Below are 16058 nucleotides of genomic sequence, written 5' to 3' on the forward strand. Positions count from 1 at the left end.
GGTGCCGACGGGGTGGACGGTGGGGCAGTACCGCCGCCAGCTGTCGAGGAACTTGTTGCGCGTGTAGCCCTTGCGCTGCGTTCCGTCGGCCATCCGGACGTTGCCCGGCCCCACGCCGAAGCCTCGCAGCAGCCTGCCCAACTCACGGGCGTTCAGCCCGCCGCGCCCCCACTCCGCCCACGGGCTCTCGGGGTCCTGGCGCAGGTGGTGCAGGAGTTCCTCGGTGGACAGGCTGTCCACCTCCCGCTGGGCAGCGAAGATCCGACGGATGTCGGCGAGGATCCGTGCGCCGCCGGGGTTGTCCTCCTCGGCTGTCACTTCGGCGGCGACCATGCGTGCGCACGCCATTCGAGCCCGGCGCGGCCAAGACCCACCGGCCAGCTCGGCGACGATCACCAAGGGTTCCCAGGTGTCGGCGGCGCGGTCCTCGACCGGCATGTCCGGCTCAAGGATGGCCGCCTCCTCCAGAAGCGGCCCGGCCCACGCGTTGACCCGGTCGCGCAGTTCGTGAAGGGCAGGAATGTCACGGCGGGAGCGGAAGGGCTTCACCTTCTCCCCTTCGGCCCGTCGACGCATCCGGATCACGACCGACCGGTCCATGATCGTGTCGGGCAGGTTGCCGATCCCCGCGATGGCCGCCATGGCGAAGGTGGCGAACTTGTGCGGGGTGTGGTCGTTGCCGACGACCCGAGTCACGTAACGCCCCCGCTGATGACCGGCGTTGAGTAGGCCACGCGTCTCCTCGTTCCGCTCCGCCTGCTTCGGCGTACCGAAAATGGTGTCTGCCTCGTCCACCAGAAGCGTCGGCGGCTCCTCCTCGGTGATCGAGCGGAAGATCGCCGCCGGCGTGGTGTTGATCGTCAGCATCGGCTCGTGGACCGTCTCGGTCAGCACGTCCAGGAGCCGCGACTTGCCGCACCGCTTCTCCGGCCCCACCACCGCCAGACGCGGCGCGTGCTGCCACGCGGTCTGCAGGTGCGTGGCCACCACCCACAAGGCGATCGCATCGAGCGCCTCCGCTGACGGCGGGATCACGAACTGGGCTATCTGCGAGTGCAGTTCATCCAGCAGCGTGGAGCCCTGCGTCGGCTCCGCATCGCGGACGTCCTCCAGCCCGCTCGGCGCCTGCGCCTCAGCGGCGCTGTCGGCGGCCGAACCGCCGGTCAGGCCCGGATCGGTGTCCACGGGCTGGGCGGCGCCCAGGTGGGCACCTGGCCGACCAGGGATGGCGGTCGTGGGCCAGCTCGCCCTGGCGGGCTCGGAATAGTCCTTGGGGTTCTCTGGTTCCACTGGGCAGCTCCTCGTCTGGCGGTGGTGGGCTTGCGCGCCCTTGCCGCCGGGTTGGTTCTTGCAGGGCCGATCGGGGTTGCTCGGGCCTCCGGCGTTGCATCGCCGGAGGCCCACTTTGTTCCCTGAGGGAACACGGACCGTACGGCCACACCCGGCAACAGTCCAGCGATTCTGTGTCAGCTCAACGCAGAATGGTTTGTTAGCCTGCTGCCTTTTCATGCGGCCAGCCCCAACAGGGTCAGCAGATCCGCGGTCACGACCCGATAGGCGTTACCCAGCCGCAGGACCTTGCACGGGTACGCGCCGCGCTTTGCCAGCTCGTACCCCTTGCTTCGCCCGAGCCCCAGGGCGCGGTTGCTGGTTTCGAGGTCAATGGCTACTGGAAGGGCTAGCAGGTCCTCCCGGCTCATCCCCTTCGGCGGCCCCTCCGTGGTGTTTTCGCGCATGCGCCATCCCTTGCGGTACAGCCGTCGGCGAACGCGGTCATCACGTCCGGCTCCAGGCAGCTACCAATCAGGATCCACAAGCTAATGTGTCTACATGACACAACGCCGTGTGGATGATGAAGCGGACAACTTCCCGGAGTGGGTGGACCGGGTTCAGGCAAACGTGGCCGGCGAAGTCCGCCGCAGGCGAAAGGAGATGGGGTGGAGCGCGCAGGAGCTGGCCGACCGGTGCGAGCAGCTCGGGCACCCGATCCCGCGCAATGTGATCGCCAACATGGAGTCCGGCCGCAGGGCCGGACTGCCGCTGGTGGACGTCTTGGTCCTGGCCGCCGCCCTGGAGACGTACCCCGCCTGCCTGATCTTCCCGGTCGGCTACGTCGAGGAGACCCAGGAGCTCCCCTTCCAGAGCCTCGTCCCCACTTGGGACGCCCTGCGTCGCTTCTCCGGCGAGCAGGAAGTCTTCGGGCGCGACCTGGGTCTCGTGCCCGACTTCGAAGCCCACACGAGCCTCGTACGCACCGCCCTAGCTGCGCTCGACGAAGAGGAGCAGGCACGGTTCGCGGCCAAGACGGCAACCAGCCGCGCCCAACAGGAAGAAGCCGAACGGAAACGGACCGAGTACGCCGACCAGGCCATCTCGGCCAAGTACAAGCTCCGTCACCTCCGTCGAGACCTCCTCGACGACGGAGCCATCCCGCCCGACCTCCCACCCGCACTCCACGACGTCGACCCGCCCGAATGGGCCCCCGATACCACCACGGAGGAACGCCCTTGAAGGGATCCACCCACCGCCGCTGCTACTGCCGCGACGCCGAGACCGGCAAGCCGCTCGGCAAGAAGTGCCCCAAGCTCACCAGCCGCAAGCACGGCTCCTACTCCATACGCCAGGAGCTCCCGCCCCGAGCCGATGGCACGCGCCGCTCCTTCAACCGCGCCGGCTACGAAACGTTGAAGGCCGCGCAGATCGCCCTGGACCACGTACGAGCCCTCATCGCCATCGCGGACTCGGACGATCATCACGACCTGGACCGGATTGCGGAGCTGCTCGAACAGGTCGCCGACGAAAAGGCTCCCCTGCCCGACATCGAGGACACCCGCAGGCGTTTCAGGGCGGGCTTGGACCTGATCGGACGGCGAACGGTGGGTGAGTGGCTCGATCAGTGGCTTGCTGCGAAGAAGTCACGGAAGACGACGCTCAACGGGTACGCCTCCCACATCCGCGTCCACCTGAAGCCCCGTATAGGCCATGTCCGTCTCGACCGTCTCAACGTCGGCCACCTCGTGGAGATGTACGACGGCATAGCCGACGCCAACGAGGTGATCCAGGCGGAGAACCTGGAACGACACGAGCAGATCGCCAGGTGCAAGCCCCGCAGGCCAGGCCGTCCCGTCGCAGCCGAACGAGCCCTGCTCGCCGTCGAACGGGCGAAGCTCGCCAAGATGAAGCCGTTCCGGAAGATCACCGGGCCCGCTACGCAGCAGAGCATCCGGCGCACGCTGCGAGCGGCCCTGAACGCGGCCATCGCCCAGCAGTTCATCACCTTCAACCCGGCCTCCCACGTCGAGCTGGAGTCCGGCAAGCGCCCGAAGCCGCTCCTCTGGACCGCGCAGCGGGTGGAGCGCTGGCGTGCCACCGGTGACCTGCCGTCGCCGGTGATGGTCTGGACGCCGGCTCAGTTCGGAACGTTCTTGGACGCAGCCGAATCCGACCGGCTCTACGCGCTCTTCCACCTCGTGGGTACCCGTGGTCTTCGCCGTGGCGAGGCCGTCGGCCAGAACTGGACGGACGTCGACCTGGACGCCGGCCTCATCACACCGGCCAAAGAGATCGTGGTCGACGGCTGGGATCCGTACGAGTCCGCCCCCAAGACGGACGGCAGCGCCGGGACGATCGCCCTGGACAGCGTCAACGTCGCTCTCCTGCGGGAGCAGCACAAGGCCATGCAGAGCGCTCGGGAGGAGTGGGGCGACGCCTGGAACGAGACGGGCAAGGTCTTCACTCGCGAAGACGGCTCCTGGCTGCATCCGGAGACGGTCTCCGAGACGTTCAGGCGCATCCTCGCCACCACGGATCTGCCGCCGATCACCCTGCGCGATCTGCGCCACGTCGCGGCCACGCTCACCCATGGCGGGGGCGGCGACCTGCACACGATCAAGGAGACGCTGCGCCACTCCACGATCACGCTGACCTCAGACACGTACACGAGCTTGTTGCCGGAGGTCGACAAGGCTGCCGCCGAAGCCGCTGCCAAGTTGGTGTACCGAGCCCGCAGGCAGAAGACGCCCGGCGACTCAAAACCGGCCACACCCTGAGGAAAAGCAGCGCAAGATTGCTGTCGTGGAAAACGAGAGCAATCTGCTCATAACGCTGATCACGATGGATCGTGCGGCATCGTGCACCATCTTCACTCGTTCAGATGGGAAGGAGGCCCGGTTTCCGTTAGATCCCTCCCCGTTCGAGGACACGAGCGTCATAGCCAGACTTGACTTCAGCCCTGCTTTCGAAGCCCTCCTCGCTACGACCCTGAGCGGTGATCAGGTTCTTTTCGAGATGCCGCTGGAAGGGGTTGCGGATCAGCTGGCAGGAAGGCTCGTCGTGTACCTCGACCAGAACCAGTGGAGCCTACTGAGCAACGCTGCCAGCGGAGTACCGAAGAGCAGCGAGGCGGATCGCGCCGCTGCCCGAAAGCTCAAGGAATGGGTGGACCAACGCCGGATCATTCTGCCCGCTTCTGCCGGCCACTACTACGAGACGGGCAAACGGTTCAGCACCGACAAACGGTATGCCCTCGGACTGACGATCCTTCAGTACAGCCGAGGCTGGCAGATGCGTGATCCATTGCAGGTTCGACGAAACGAGCTCCACGATGCCTTCTGCTACCGGCTGGGCAGGCCCGACAGCATGCGCTCCGACCCAGTCTTTACCCTCGCCCCGGAGGCTCTCCACTCGCCGACCCGGTCGGCTGATGCTGAGCCACCGTCGACGGTCCAGAATCACTTGGATTTCCAAACCAAGGCATTGCTCGCGGCTTCCGTCTCCATCGACACGATGCTCGACACCCAGCGGGTCGAGGAGGGACCGGACACCGGTTGGACCGCAGCGAGCCAGCGCTTCAGCGACTGGCTGGACGGGCTGGCTCAGGATTCGCAGCAGAAGCGTAGAGCCATTGACATACATCTCTTGACGGATCTGCAGCGAGAACTCGCTGAGGAGGCCGCTGCGGCAGATGTTTCGAAGGAACTATTTCGGCAGTGGGGCTTCAAGGGATTGGTGCGCGCTATTGGCGATTCTCCGGCTGTCGGCCTCTTTCGGGAGATACTTCAAAGTCGGCATCTCAACAAGGGCACGACGTGGCGACCTAATGACCTGACGGACATGATCTACCTATCCTGCGCAGCCGGATACGCAGACCTCATCGTCTGCGAGAAGCACATGCGCGATCCGTTGCAGCAAGGCCTGAAGCGCATGGGCCGTTCGGCACAGGTCTATCGCCGGCTTTCCGACGCGGTAGCGGCCATCGAGGAGCTTCTGGAAGCGGCTTCGGCCCCTGTCACCCCCGCACAGTAGCGCTGGCCGGCCAGCTACCGACCTGCTCTGCATCAACGGGGTGACCTAAGGGGTTCTGGGGTTGGGCGGCTGTCGAGCGCCGACGACGCCAGCCGGACGAAACCTAGTCCCGGTTCGGCAGCTGGTTAAATCCGCCGCAAGGGTGTAGGCACCGGTAGCAACAGATTTCTCTACCCCCCGGGTCTTCCCCCAAGCCGTGCTGGAGTTCCTCGTGGCTGAACTCGACTTTGGTGAAGCGGGCTAGCGGGTCTCTCGGTCGAGCCACCAAACTTACTTCGTGGAGCTGCAAATGGGACTTTAAGAGCCGCGGAAAGGCGGAATCCACCTCACCATCGACGTGTAGACAGCTCATCAAACCACAAACGTTGCACGTTCCGGCAGTGTCATGCCGCACGGTGATCTCGTATCGGGTGTCGAGCAGGTGCGGGCAGGAATCGATGTCCTGCCCGCACAAGGAACAATTGCAAGTCGCCGTAAAACCAGCAGACATGCCCCACCTGCTATGCATGAGTGTGAGTCGACACACTTCCCAGTAGGTGTCATCGGAGTACTCGATGTTGCAGCCAAAAAGTCCACCTACGAGGGCTGCGACATGGTGAGCGTGATGGTGAGCGAGTTCGGAAAGCTCGCTGTCTTCAAGAAAGTTGTAGGCATCGACAGCACGGTCCAACGAGGCGCGTGCCACCCTTTCTAGCTCGTGCCATGGGTTGCTGAATTGGGGCATGCTGCGCGGCCCGCGCAGAGAACTCGCCATCGCAAAGTACTGACGATGGCCCCACTGATCGGAAGTAGGTGGACCGATCGACCAGGAAGGCGGCAAGATAGATGCTGCAATGCTGCGTCGCAGTTGGCGCCGGGCGCGCGTCCACACACGCACAAGAAAGTCTCGTTGCGCGCTCGTCGTCCACAGTCCGCGGCGGTAAATTTCCTCCGTCGTTGACGTCCAGGATGGAATACGGGCCACGGGCACGCCCCATGTAAGGGAGATGCTGCGATAGCACTGCCCGTATAGGCGCGCGGATTCCCGCAAGGCCATCACGCCATCTTGGTACATCATGGCTACGCGCGTCGGCCCTGATGCCGGGGGGAGCGGTACCCCAGTTCGGATGGCGAGGCCAGAGAACCTCATCCGGTGTTGTTCTCCGGGGCGGCATCATCCCGTCCTGCCGACGGCAGCTCAGCAAGAGTTGAGTCGGACACGGCAAACTGGACGAGGTTATCGATGTCTGCCAGGCGGCCGGTGATCTCGAACCCTCGGACAACCGTCTCGTTCTCAGTCCGTACGATCTCAGCGATCTTGACTGTCACGCGCGCTTCCTCGACCTCCTCAGCAGGGCAACCGGGCCCCAGTGAAGAGCGCGCCCGCTGCCAGGCAGCCAGAACGATGCTCTTGACCAGATCGGTGGTGAGCGTGGTGGCCACTGCAATGCCGATGGTGGCCACCACCGCGGTGGCCCCGTACTCACTGAGATAGCGGCGGTCTTCTCGCCCGCACGCGAAGTCGATGTCCACGCCGCGGTGTCGCAGTGTCTTGACCAAGCCGGCCACATCGTCCCGATAGACGGCCACCCCATCGACACGGGAGTCGGGGAGCAGGAACACGCGGCCGCCTGACGGGGCAGTCACCACCCGCTCGGGCAGGTCTGCCGCTGAGATATCCCAGCGTGTCACATCCCCAATGATCTCTTCTGCCATCAGCAGGAGCCCTCCCGTGTCTCTACGTTGTGCAGGTGCGGAAGCCTGTAGCGACGAGGGGCTGCCGCCTCGCGGGGCGTACGCCAGCGCCCGCCCGGCCCATCCGTCACCGAACCCTCGGGTTCCGACTCAAGGTTCGACGACCACACGCCAAGTTTAGAAGCGAGCTAACCCCTCCAGAGCGGTTTCAGAGACCCTGGTGACACTCACGCTCACGCATCGCTCACGCAAAGCGGCCAGAGACGACGGAGCGCCTCAACCAGACGAATCCGATTGAGGCGCTCCGGTGCAGGTCAGGCGGGGTTTCCCCTCCCTGCTTCGCGTAGGCCGTGTGGGACTCGAACCCACAACCAACGGATTAAAAGTCCGCTGCTCTGACCAATTGAGCTAACGGCCCTCGGCGAATCACCCCCGAGCATAGCCCGCCGTGGCCCGGCCGCCGATCGGGTATCGGTTGCCGGGCCCCGTCGTCGTGGAAGCAGCCGCGGTCAGCGGGTGTTGCCGCGGGTGATCGTGCGTTTGTGATCCGGATTGAGGAACCAGTGGCGGGCCGAGGCGAACCACCACGTGGCGGCGAAACCCAGGACCACCAGGACGGCGACCGGGGCGTAGTTGAAGGTCTCCCACGTGACGGGCGAGACCTGGGGCAGCATGAAGAGCACGGTGATCACCGCCACCCACACCACCGCGACGATGCCGATGGGCCGCGACCAGCGCCCGAGGTGCCAGGGTCCGGGGCGGAAGTCGTCGCCGCGCAGGAGGCGGAGCAGGGTCGGGATGACGTACGCGATGTAGAGGCCGATCACCGCGATGGAGGTGACGGCCGCGTACGCCGTGACGTTGATCAGGTACGGGAGGCCCAGGACCAGCGCGCCGGACGCGGCCAGCCAGACCGCGGCCACGGGAGTGCGGGTGCGGGGGCTGACCGTGTGCCAGACGCGGGAGAACGGCAGGGCGCCGTCCCGGGAGAACGCGTAGATCATCCGGCTGTTCGCGGTCACGGACGCCATGCCGCAGAAGAGCTGGGCGCCGATCACCACGAGGAGCAGGAGCTTGCCCGTGGTGGCGCCCAGGGCGTCGAGGAGGATCTGGGCGGGCGGGGCGCCGGTCGGGGAGGCCAGGGCTCCGTCGTACGACTGGATGGCGAAGGTGAAGCCGAGGAGGAGGACGAATCCTGCGATCCAGGAGGTCCAGATGGACTGGACGATGCCGCGCGGGCCGGCCGTCGCGGCGTCGTGCGTCTCCTCGGTCATGTGGGCGGAGGCGTCATAGCCGGTGAAGGTGTACTGGGCCATCAGCAGCCCGATCATCACCACGTAGAAGCCGCTGCCCCAACCGGTGTTGTTCACGAACTCGGTGAAGACGAACGACGCCGACTGGTGCGAGTCGGGTACGAACGTCAGCGCGCCGACGATGACGGCGACGCCGAGCACGTGCCACCAGACGCTGACGCTGTTGAGGATCGCGACGATCCGCACGCCGAAGGTGTTCAGCAGGCCGTGCAGCAGCAGGATCGCGGCGAAGAGGAGGATCGTGCGGCCGGGCGTGACCTCGAAGTCGAACTGGAGGTTCAGGTAGGCCCCCAGGAACGACGCCGCCCCGAAGTCGATCCCGGCTGTCACGGCGACCTGCCCCAGCACGTTGAACCACCCGGTGAACCACGCCCACGCGGCCGCCGAGCGGGGTGGGGCCAGCCGGTGGGCCCAGAAGTACAGGCCGGCGGAGGTCGGGTACGCCGAGCAGATCTCGGCCATCGCCAGCCCGACGAACAGCGTCATCAGCCCGACGCCGACCCAGCCCCAGGTGATCAGGACCGGGCCGCCGGTGTTCATGCCGAACAGGTAGAGCGTGAGGCAGCCGGAGAGCACCGAGATGATCGTGAACGAGACCGCGTAGTTGGAGAAGGCGGACATCCGGCGGGCGAGGACCTGCGTGTAGCCGAGCTCGGCCAGCCGCGCCTCGTCGGAACCGGCGGGCGGGGACGTGGTGTCGGACGCGCGTTTCGACAGGGTCTGTGGGGTGGCTGGGGACGGTTGTTCGGAAGGCGCTCCAGGTGGGTTGGTTGTCATGCCCCCAGCGATTCCCTCGCCGGGGGCACGACATGCGCCGGACGCGGACCGGTGTGCCGGCCGAGCGCGATCCGCCTCCCCCGAGGAAGGCGGATCGCGCCTGCGTCAGGAGAGCCTGGAGTACATCTGCCAGCCGGCGCCGACGCTCGTGCGGGACGCGAACGCCCCCTTGCCGTCGCCCCGGTAGGCCCACAGCACGCCTGCCGTGTCACGGGCGAGCAGGTCGGCCTTGCCGTCACCGCTCGCATCGCCCACCCCGACCAGCGAGTTGTAGACCTGCCAGCCGCTCCCGACCTTCACCCGGGCCGCCAGCGCGCCCTTGCCGGTCCCGGCGTACCGCCACAGCACGCCGGCCGTGTCCCGGGCCAGCAGGTCGCCCTTGCCGTCACCGTTCAGATCACCGGCACCCGCGAGCAGATAGCCCTTCCAGCCCGTGCCGATCTTCACGCGCGCCTTGAAGACACCGGCGCCCGTGCTCTCGTACAGGTACAGATAACCGGTCGACGTCTCGCGCGCGATGACGTCCGACCGCCCGTCCCCGGTCAGGTCGCCCGGCGAGGTGAGCACGTCGTAGATGTTCCAGCCCAGGCCCACCTTCGTGAACGGCGTCGTCGGCTTCAACGCCCCACCGCACGACGGCTTGTACGCCCTCAACTCGCCGCTCGTCACCCGCACCAGCACGTCATTGCACCGGTCACCGCTCACATCGTCGAACGGGACGGCAGCGGTCACGCTGTTCGCGCCTGTCCAGCCCGAACCGGAGACCTTCGCGTGAACCGTTCCGGTCCCGTCGCCCGTCCCACCGCGGAAGTCGGCAACCCCCGCCGACGTGAACGCCAGCAGGTCACCGAAGCCGTCGTCGCCGACGAAGTCCCGGGTGGCAGCCGCGCCGCCCGTCACCTTCACCGAACCAGACTGCGCGAGCGCCGCGCCCTGCCCGTCGGCCGGCTTCGCCGAGAGGGTCCAGGTGTACGCGCCGTTGGCGACGAGCCTGCCCGCCGCGTCCTTGCCGTCCCAGGCCGCGGCGACCATGCCACGGGCCTCCCCACCGGAGACCGTACGTACGACCTGGCCGGACGCCTTGTTCTGCACGGTGAGCTGCCACGACGCGGCCGGCTTGGACAGCCACCAGGTGCCTGCCCAGCTCGGAGCGGCCGCCCGCAGGTCGAGCGAGGTCACGGGGGCCTTCGCGTCGATCACCGAGAGCGGTGACGCCGGAACGCCCGTGGGGACGATGCGGACCCGCCGGTCGTCCCCGGTGTACGCGACGTGGCCGCCGAAGCGGTCGACCGTCCAGCCGGATCGTCGCACCGTGTTCTCACTCAGGTCCGCCGCGCTCACCAGCGCGCGCTGGGGCAGGTCCGTGTACGTGCCGCCGGCCGGCAGGCCGTTGTGCAGGTCGAAGAGCGTGAGTCCGGCTCCCTCCGTGTACGCGACGAAGTAGCCGTCGCCCAGGAGGATCTCGGATTCCGGGACTCTGAGGGAACGGCCGGTCGTCCGGTCGTACACACCCGCGCCCTTCACCCAGTTCATGCCCTCCCCGCGGCATTTCCAGTACACCCAGCGCCCAACGGACTGCAGTTCGTTGGGAACGCAGTTGTTGAGCGTGGTGAACGAGGTGCCTGTCGCTCCCGCCGGCAGAATCTTCGAACTGACCGTGGGCGAGTTCGGGAGGTTGCTCCAGAGCGTGTTCCCCCACAGCGCGGCGGCGCCCTGCGGCCGCTTCTCCAGGATGGTGGCGGGTTCGGCCCCCCGGTATTCACCGATCACCTGGCTGCCGCCCGAGGCCTCGTCCATGACGCCGAACCGACCCGAGAGGTCGACGAGTTGCGCGGACATCAGACCCGTGGTGAGCTGTGGCCCCCAGCTCTTGTCCCCGTTCCGGTACAGCATGGTGACGCCCTGTTCGGTCGCTGCCCTGCGGCCGTGGAAGCCGTCGCCGCTCGCGAACATGGTCACGCAGTAGAGGGTGTCGGTCCATTCGCAATCGGAGTCCCGCCCACTGGTCAAACCGTCCGTCGTCGTCCGGATCTCCTCAGGACGGCCGGAGGTTTTCAGCCAGGTGCTGCGGTAACCGCCGATGTACGTGTGCGGCATGAAGAGCTTCGAGTCGTCGGCCGTGGTGAGGATGCCGCTGCCCAGCGAAATCCCGGCGGGCTGTGCGGGCATGTCCTCGATGTCCGCGACACGTTGCCGTACCACTGTGCCGTCGGCGGCCTCCGTGAACCGGTAGTAGCCCCAGTCGAGGGAACCGAACTCGGTGCGGGTCTCGGCGCCGGCGACCAGGAGGGAGCCGTCCGGCGCCCAGGAAAGATCGTTGCGGGCGACGGCCAGCAGTGTCTCGCCCGACCGCCCGTCCGGGGTGACTCGGAACAGGCTGTCGCCGCGGTACTCGTTGTTTCCCGGGTTGGGGGCGTCCACCCCGACAAGCGAGTTCCCGAGCATCCGGAACGTCGTATTGTACGAGAAGTTCTGAATGTCCACGGGCCTCGGCTCGACCGTGGGGTCGTTCCTGTCCAGCACCTCGCCCCTGTACGAGCCCACCTGAAGGATGGTGTCCGGGCCAAGAGTGACCGACTCGGCATGCGCGTCCAGCGTCCTGATCTGTCCGCTCGCCAGGTCGACCAGCCACCACCCGTTCGTCATGGTGGTGTCTTCCCAGAGGATGCCCCGGACCACGGCCGACCGGCTGTCCCCCTCCGGCACGGTCAGGCTCCACCCCTCAGGAAGACCCTCCAGTCGCTGCTCCACGACCCCGCCGGCCCCCGCCTTCAGCAGGTGAAGACTCGTCGTGGCCCGCTCGGTGCCGGTGCGGGTGACCACAGTCGTACCGTACGTCCCGACGTACGACTGCCCGTCCGGGATCGCGACGGTGGTGGTCGCCCCTCCCCCTGCACGCTGCTGCAGCGTGACGTGCGGACTCGGGCTGTCCGCGTAGACCGCCACGGTGTCGGAGCCATGGCCGAACCCGGTGGGCCAGGCGCCCCGGGGACGGCCGTCCTCGGGGTCGTACTCGAGCGGCTTCGGAAGCCGCTCGTCGAGCACGGTGGCCGCCCCGGTGGCGTAGTCGATCCAGCGCAGGCGGTCGTCGCCCTCCTGCGCCGTCAGGAAGCCGGTCTCACCGGCGTTGAGCACACGCGTGGCACGGGGCACGAAGCGCGCGCCCGGGCTCACCACGACGGTCTCGCCGGACGTGTCGGCGGCCGCCGTCCCCGTGGTGGCAGCGCCGGTCCCGGCGGTGATCGCCAGGGTGACCATAAGGGCGATACGGCCGGACGCGCGCCGACGTCTCCACCCGCTGGATGAGCGAGTCAATGTGAAAGTCCCTCCCCGGGAAACATGGCACGGGGGAGGTACGCAGTGGACACGCTGTCTTCGTGGTGCGGCTGCTACCGCTCACACCACCGCCCCCGAGCAGATGGGGGCGACTTTAACAGCAGCCGCACCTGCACCGACAGGGAGATTCGAACCCGTTCAAGGACCGGGTCCGCCCGACAACGCCCCAGTGCCGTAGAGGCTTTCAACCACGAGCCGGGCCGGCCAGTAGGGCTGGGACCGGACTTGCCCGCCGCAGACCCTCGCCCGGCCGCGAACAGCCCTGCGGGTGCCCCGGTGGCTTCGCAGCGGCCCGGAACATCACGGGCGGGCGGATCAGCCTTGCCATCGCCATGACCGGCCGCCGCTGACGGGGAAAACGAAAGCGGGCCCGTCCGTGAGGACGGGCCCGCTTCATCAGGTCAGAGACCTACGGACGATCAGCCGTTGCGCTTCCAGCGCGGCTTGTCGTCGCGGCGGCCGAAGGTACCGGTGCCGGTACCCGTGCCGGTGCCACCGCGGTGGTCGTCGCGGCGGCCGGTCGGGCGGTCGCTGCCACCGGAGCGGAAGCCACCCGACGGGCGGTCGTCACGACGGTCGCGGTTGAACGGACGGTCGCTGCCACCGGAGCGGAAGCCACCGGAGGGGCGCTCGTCACGACGGTCGCGGTTGAACGACGGACGGTCGTTGTCGCGGTTGAACGACGGACGGTCGTTGTCACGGCGCTCGAAGGAGCGGCCGCCACGGTCGTCACGACGGTCGCCGCCACCGGAGCGGAAGCCACCCGAGGGACGCTCGTCACGACGGTCGCGGTTGAACGACGGACGGTCGTTGTCGCGACGCTCGAAGGAACGGCCGCCACGGTCGTCACGGCGGTCGCCGCCACCGGAGCGGAAGCCGCCACCGACCGGACGGTCCTCGCGACGGTCGTTGCTGCCGCGGAACGACGGGCGGTCGCTGCTGCCGCGGTAGCCGTTGCTGCCGGCCGGACGGCCGCTGCGCTCGCCGACACGGTCGCTGCCGCCACGGTAACCACCGCGGTCGCCACCGCGGTTGTCCCGGCGCTCGTAGTTGCCGCGGTCGTCGCGACGCTCCTCGCGCGCTGCGGGCTGCTCCGGCACGGAGGTGGCGGCCAGCAGTGCGGCCTCCGCCTCAGCGGCGACCTCGGCCACAGCTGCCTCGGGGTCGTCGCCCCGCTCGCGGGCGGCACGGGCGACCAGGCGGTCGGCCTCCTCGCGCAGCTCCACGGCACGGCGCTGGATGCGCTCCAGCTGCTTGGTCAGGTCGGCGGCCTCGCGCTCGGCCTGCTTGGCGGCGTTGTTCGCGGAGTCGGCCTGGACCTCGGTGAGCGAACGGGCGCCGGTGATCTCGGCGACCTCCGGCTCGAAGACGCCCGCGCCCTGGACGATGTGGCGCGACGCGTCGACGCCCGCATCCTCCATCAGGCGGAAGATCTGGCGGCGCTGGTGCGGCAGCGCCAGGGAGACGACGACACCGGACTTGCCGGCACGGGCGGTACGGCCCGAGCGGTGCAGGTAGTCCTTGTGGTCACCGGCCGGGTCCACGTTCAGGACCAGGTCGATGCCGTCGACGTGGATACCGCGGGCGGCGACGTCGGTCGCGACGAGCGCGTTGACGAAGCCCTTCTTGAAGTCCTCGAGAACGCGCGTACGGGCGCCCTGGGTCATGCCGCCGTGCAGGGCGTCCGCCTTGACGCCGGCCTCGATGAGCTGCTCGGCGATGCGGTCGGCGCCCAGCTGGGTGCGGACGAAGATGATCGTGCGGCCCTTGCGGGCGGCGATGGCCGAGGTGACCGGCGCCTTGTCCTTCGGCTTCACGACCAGGACGTGGTGCGACATCGTGGAGACGTTGCCCTGGGCGGAGTCGACCTCGTGGGTGACCGGGTTGCTCAGGTAGCGCTTGACCAGCGTGCCGATCTCGTTCTCCATGGTGGCGGAGAAGAGCATGCGCTGGCCGCCGCCGGGGATCTGGTCGAGCAGCTCGGTGACCTCGGGCAGGAAGCCCAGGTCGGACATCTGGTCGGCCTCGTCGAGGACGGCGACCTGGACGTTCTCCAGGGAGCAGGCGCCCCGGTTGATGATGTCGCGCAGACGGCCCGGGGTGGCGACGAGGACGTCGACACCGCGCTCCAGCGCGTAGATCTGGTTGCCCATCGACGTACCGCCGCAGACGACCTTCATCTTCAGGCCGAGCACGTCGCCGTACGGCTGCAGCGCGTCCGCGACCTGCATCGCGAGCTCACGGGTCGGGGTGAGGATGATCGCGCGGGGCTTCTTCTTCTCGGTGTGCCCACCGGCCAGCGAGGCCAGGGTCGGCAGACCGAAGGAGAGGGTCTTGCCGGAGCCGGTACGGCCACGGCCCAGGATGTCCTTGCCGGCCAGGGCGTCCGGGATGGTCGCGGCCTGGATCGGGAAGGGAGCGGTCACACCGTTCTGCGCGAGCTTGCGGACGATGCCCTCGGGCAGGCCCAGGTCGGCGAACGAGATGGTCGGCTCGGCGTCCGCCTCGTCGGCGGAGTCGGTGTCGGCCTGCTCGGCGTCGGTCTCGACGGAGTCGACGGTCTCTGCGACCTCGGCGACGACGGCCTCTGCGGCCTCGATGAGCTCGGCGCTCTCGACGTTGTTCTCGACGTTCTCGGGCATGACGGTGTGGTCAGAACTGGAAATTGACATGCGAAATGCGAAACCTCTCGGAGTCTCGGCACGCGCCCGTAACTCCGTGTTTTCGCAATTTCGACCGCCTCAATGCGGTCCAGCCACGGCAAGGGAGAGTACGCGCCACACGGCGCTCTTCTGTGTCGGCGCCGGGCAATGGGATCAAACGATCTACTACCATACGCACTCTCACCCACATTGTGCAAACCGGCTCCTGCCGACCGCCCCGTCAGGCCGGTCCCACCTGCGGTGATGCCTCCGGAGTCCGCATCGCGTACACCGCGTCCGGCGCACCCGCCGCGCCCTGACGGAGCTGAGCGGCCGGTGACGCGGACGGCACCGGCGGCGCCGGTTCGGAGGGCTCCGGATCGGGCTCCGGCGGGGTCGGCGGCTGCGGGCTCTCGGGGGTGCCGGGGCCCGGGTCGGACGGAGCCGGCGGTTCCGGCTGCTCGGGGACCCCGGGTCCCGGCGCCGAGGGCGACTGCGCCGGCGGGCGGCCGGCCTTCGCGGGGCCGGACCGGCCGGACTCGGCGCCGGGGCTGCCCGAAGGGGTGACGGAGGCGCTCGGGCCGGCGGACGGGCGCGGCCCGTCCCCTCCACCGTGGATCCGTCCGGCTCGGCCACCGCACCCTTCGGCACGGCGGAGCCTGAGGGCGCCGGTTTCCCGCCGTCGGAGCCGATGCTCATACAGCCGGTGGACGCGGCGATCGTCACCGCAGTGACGGCCGCCCAGCGGACGGGAACGGGCAACTGGCGCACGGGGGCACCTCCGGGGGCGCGAAGAAGGACGAGGCAACACGGAAACGAGCCGGGAGCGCTGTGCCCAACTCCCTCCGCCCCGCCGGGGACACGCCCTCGGGCAGGCCCGCACACCTCAGTCACACCTCACGGTGTGCCGCAACTCACCCGAAAACTCACCAGAATCCGGTGCCGGGCGAGATCCGGACCGCCTCCATCCCTGGCCACGGGCTCACCCCGGGCGATGCCCCCCCCTCTCACC

General features: G+C 68.2%; 9 protein-coding genes and 1 tRNA gene. 3 read left to right on the forward strand and 7 right to left on the reverse strand.

The window, feature by feature from the left end:
• Both JGS39_RS24155 and JGS39_RS24160 read right to left on the reverse strand, forming a co-directional pair.
• On the reverse strand, positions 1–1290 hold a 1290-nt coding region (locus tag JGS39_RS24155; protein ID WP_219571553.1), incomplete at its 3' end, for a DUF3631 domain-containing protein.
• A 215-nt stretch (positions 1291–1505) separates the two neighbouring features.
• Positions 1506–1736: a hypothetical protein gene (locus JGS39_RS24160; RefSeq protein ID WP_219571554.1), complete on the reverse strand. Its 231-nt coding sequence runs from the start codon at positions 1734–1736 to the stop codon at positions 1506–1508.
• Between the two features lie 94 nt (positions 1737–1830).
• Here JGS39_RS24160 and JGS39_RS24165 point away from each other — a divergent pair, with 94 nt between their 5' ends.
• The 3 genes from JGS39_RS24165 to JGS39_RS24175 are packed head-to-tail and all read left to right on the forward strand — an operon-like array spanning position 1831 to position 5304.
• A complete protein-coding gene (locus tag JGS39_RS24165; protein ID WP_236065799.1) occupies positions 1831–2511 on the forward strand; it encodes a helix-turn-helix domain-containing protein in 681 nt (226 codons plus the stop codon).
• Positions 2508–4049, forward strand: coding sequence for a site-specific integrase (locus JGS39_RS24170; RefSeq protein ID WP_219571556.1), 1542 nt, complete (start codon positions 2508–2510; stop codon positions 4047–4049). The genes JGS39_RS24165 and JGS39_RS24170 overlap by 4 nt, the downstream gene beginning before the upstream one ends.
• Positions 4050–4074: 25 nt before the next feature.
• The gene (locus JGS39_RS24175; RefSeq protein WP_219571557.1) at positions 4075–5304 is read left to right on the forward strand and encodes a hypothetical protein; all 1230 of its coding nucleotides are present in this window, start codon (positions 4075–4077) and stop codon (positions 5302–5304) included.
• A gap of 1125 nt (positions 5305–6429) precedes the next feature.
• On the opposite strand, the gene JGS39_RS24180 is transcribed toward JGS39_RS24175, so the two are convergent.
• The 5 genes from JGS39_RS24180 to JGS39_RS24200 form a co-directional block, all read right to left on the reverse strand.
• Positions 6430–6999, reverse strand: a complete 570-nt coding sequence (locus JGS39_RS24180; protein ID WP_219571558.1) for a hypothetical protein — start codon at positions 6997–6999, stop codon at positions 6430–6432.
• 323 nt (positions 7000–7322) lie between these two features.
• Positions 7323–7396 (reverse strand) — tRNA-Lys (locus tag JGS39_RS24185).
• Positions 7397–7487: 91 nt separating this feature from the next.
• Positions 7488–9068 carry an amino acid permease gene (locus tag JGS39_RS24190; protein WP_236064060.1) on the reverse strand — a complete coding sequence of 527 codons (1581 nt, stop codon included), beginning with the start codon at positions 9066–9068 and terminating at the stop codon, positions 7488–7490.
• Between the two features lie 105 nt (positions 9069–9173).
• Entirely contained in the window at positions 9174–12326 is a 3153-nt protein-coding gene (locus JGS39_RS24195) for an FG-GAP-like repeat-containing protein (protein ID WP_219571559.1), read from the reverse strand.
• A 497-nt stretch (positions 12327–12823) separates the two neighbouring features.
• On the reverse strand, positions 12824–15046 hold the full coding sequence (locus tag JGS39_RS24200) for a DEAD/DEAH box helicase (RefSeq protein WP_219571560.1): 2223 nt from the start codon (positions 15044–15046) through the stop codon (positions 12824–12826).
• Positions 15047–16058 lie beyond the last annotated feature (1012 nt).

Source organism: Streptomyces poriferorum, from assembly GCF_019399235.1.
Taxonomy (GTDB): domain Bacteria; phylum Actinomycetota; class Actinomycetes; order Streptomycetales; family Streptomycetaceae; genus Streptomyces; species Streptomyces poriferorum.

Excerpts from the sequence above, each read along its gene's own strand:
- JGS39_RS24160 (WP_219571554.1), bottom strand. The coding sequence starts at position 1,736 with ATGCGCGAAAACACCACGGAGGGGCCGCCGAAGGGGATGAGCCGGGAG.
- JGS39_RS24165 (WP_236065799.1), top strand. The coding sequence starts at position 1,831 with ATGACACAACGCCGTGTGGATGATGAAGCGGACAACTTCCCGGAGTGG.
- JGS39_RS24180 (WP_219571558.1), bottom strand. The coding sequence starts at position 6,999 with ATGGCAGAAGAGATCATTGGGGATGTGACACGCTGGGATATCTCAGCG.
- JGS39_RS24190 (WP_236064060.1), bottom strand. The coding sequence starts at position 9,068 with ATGACAACCAACCCACCTGGAGCGCCTTCCGAACAACCGTCCCCAGCC.
- JGS39_RS24195 (WP_219571559.1), bottom strand. The coding sequence starts at position 12,326 with ATGGTCACCCTGGCGATCACCGCCGGGACCGGCGCTGCCACCACGGGG.
- JGS39_RS24200 (WP_219571560.1), bottom strand. The coding sequence starts at position 15,046 with ATGCCCGAGAACGTCGAGAACAACGTCGAGAGCGCCGAGCTCATCGAG.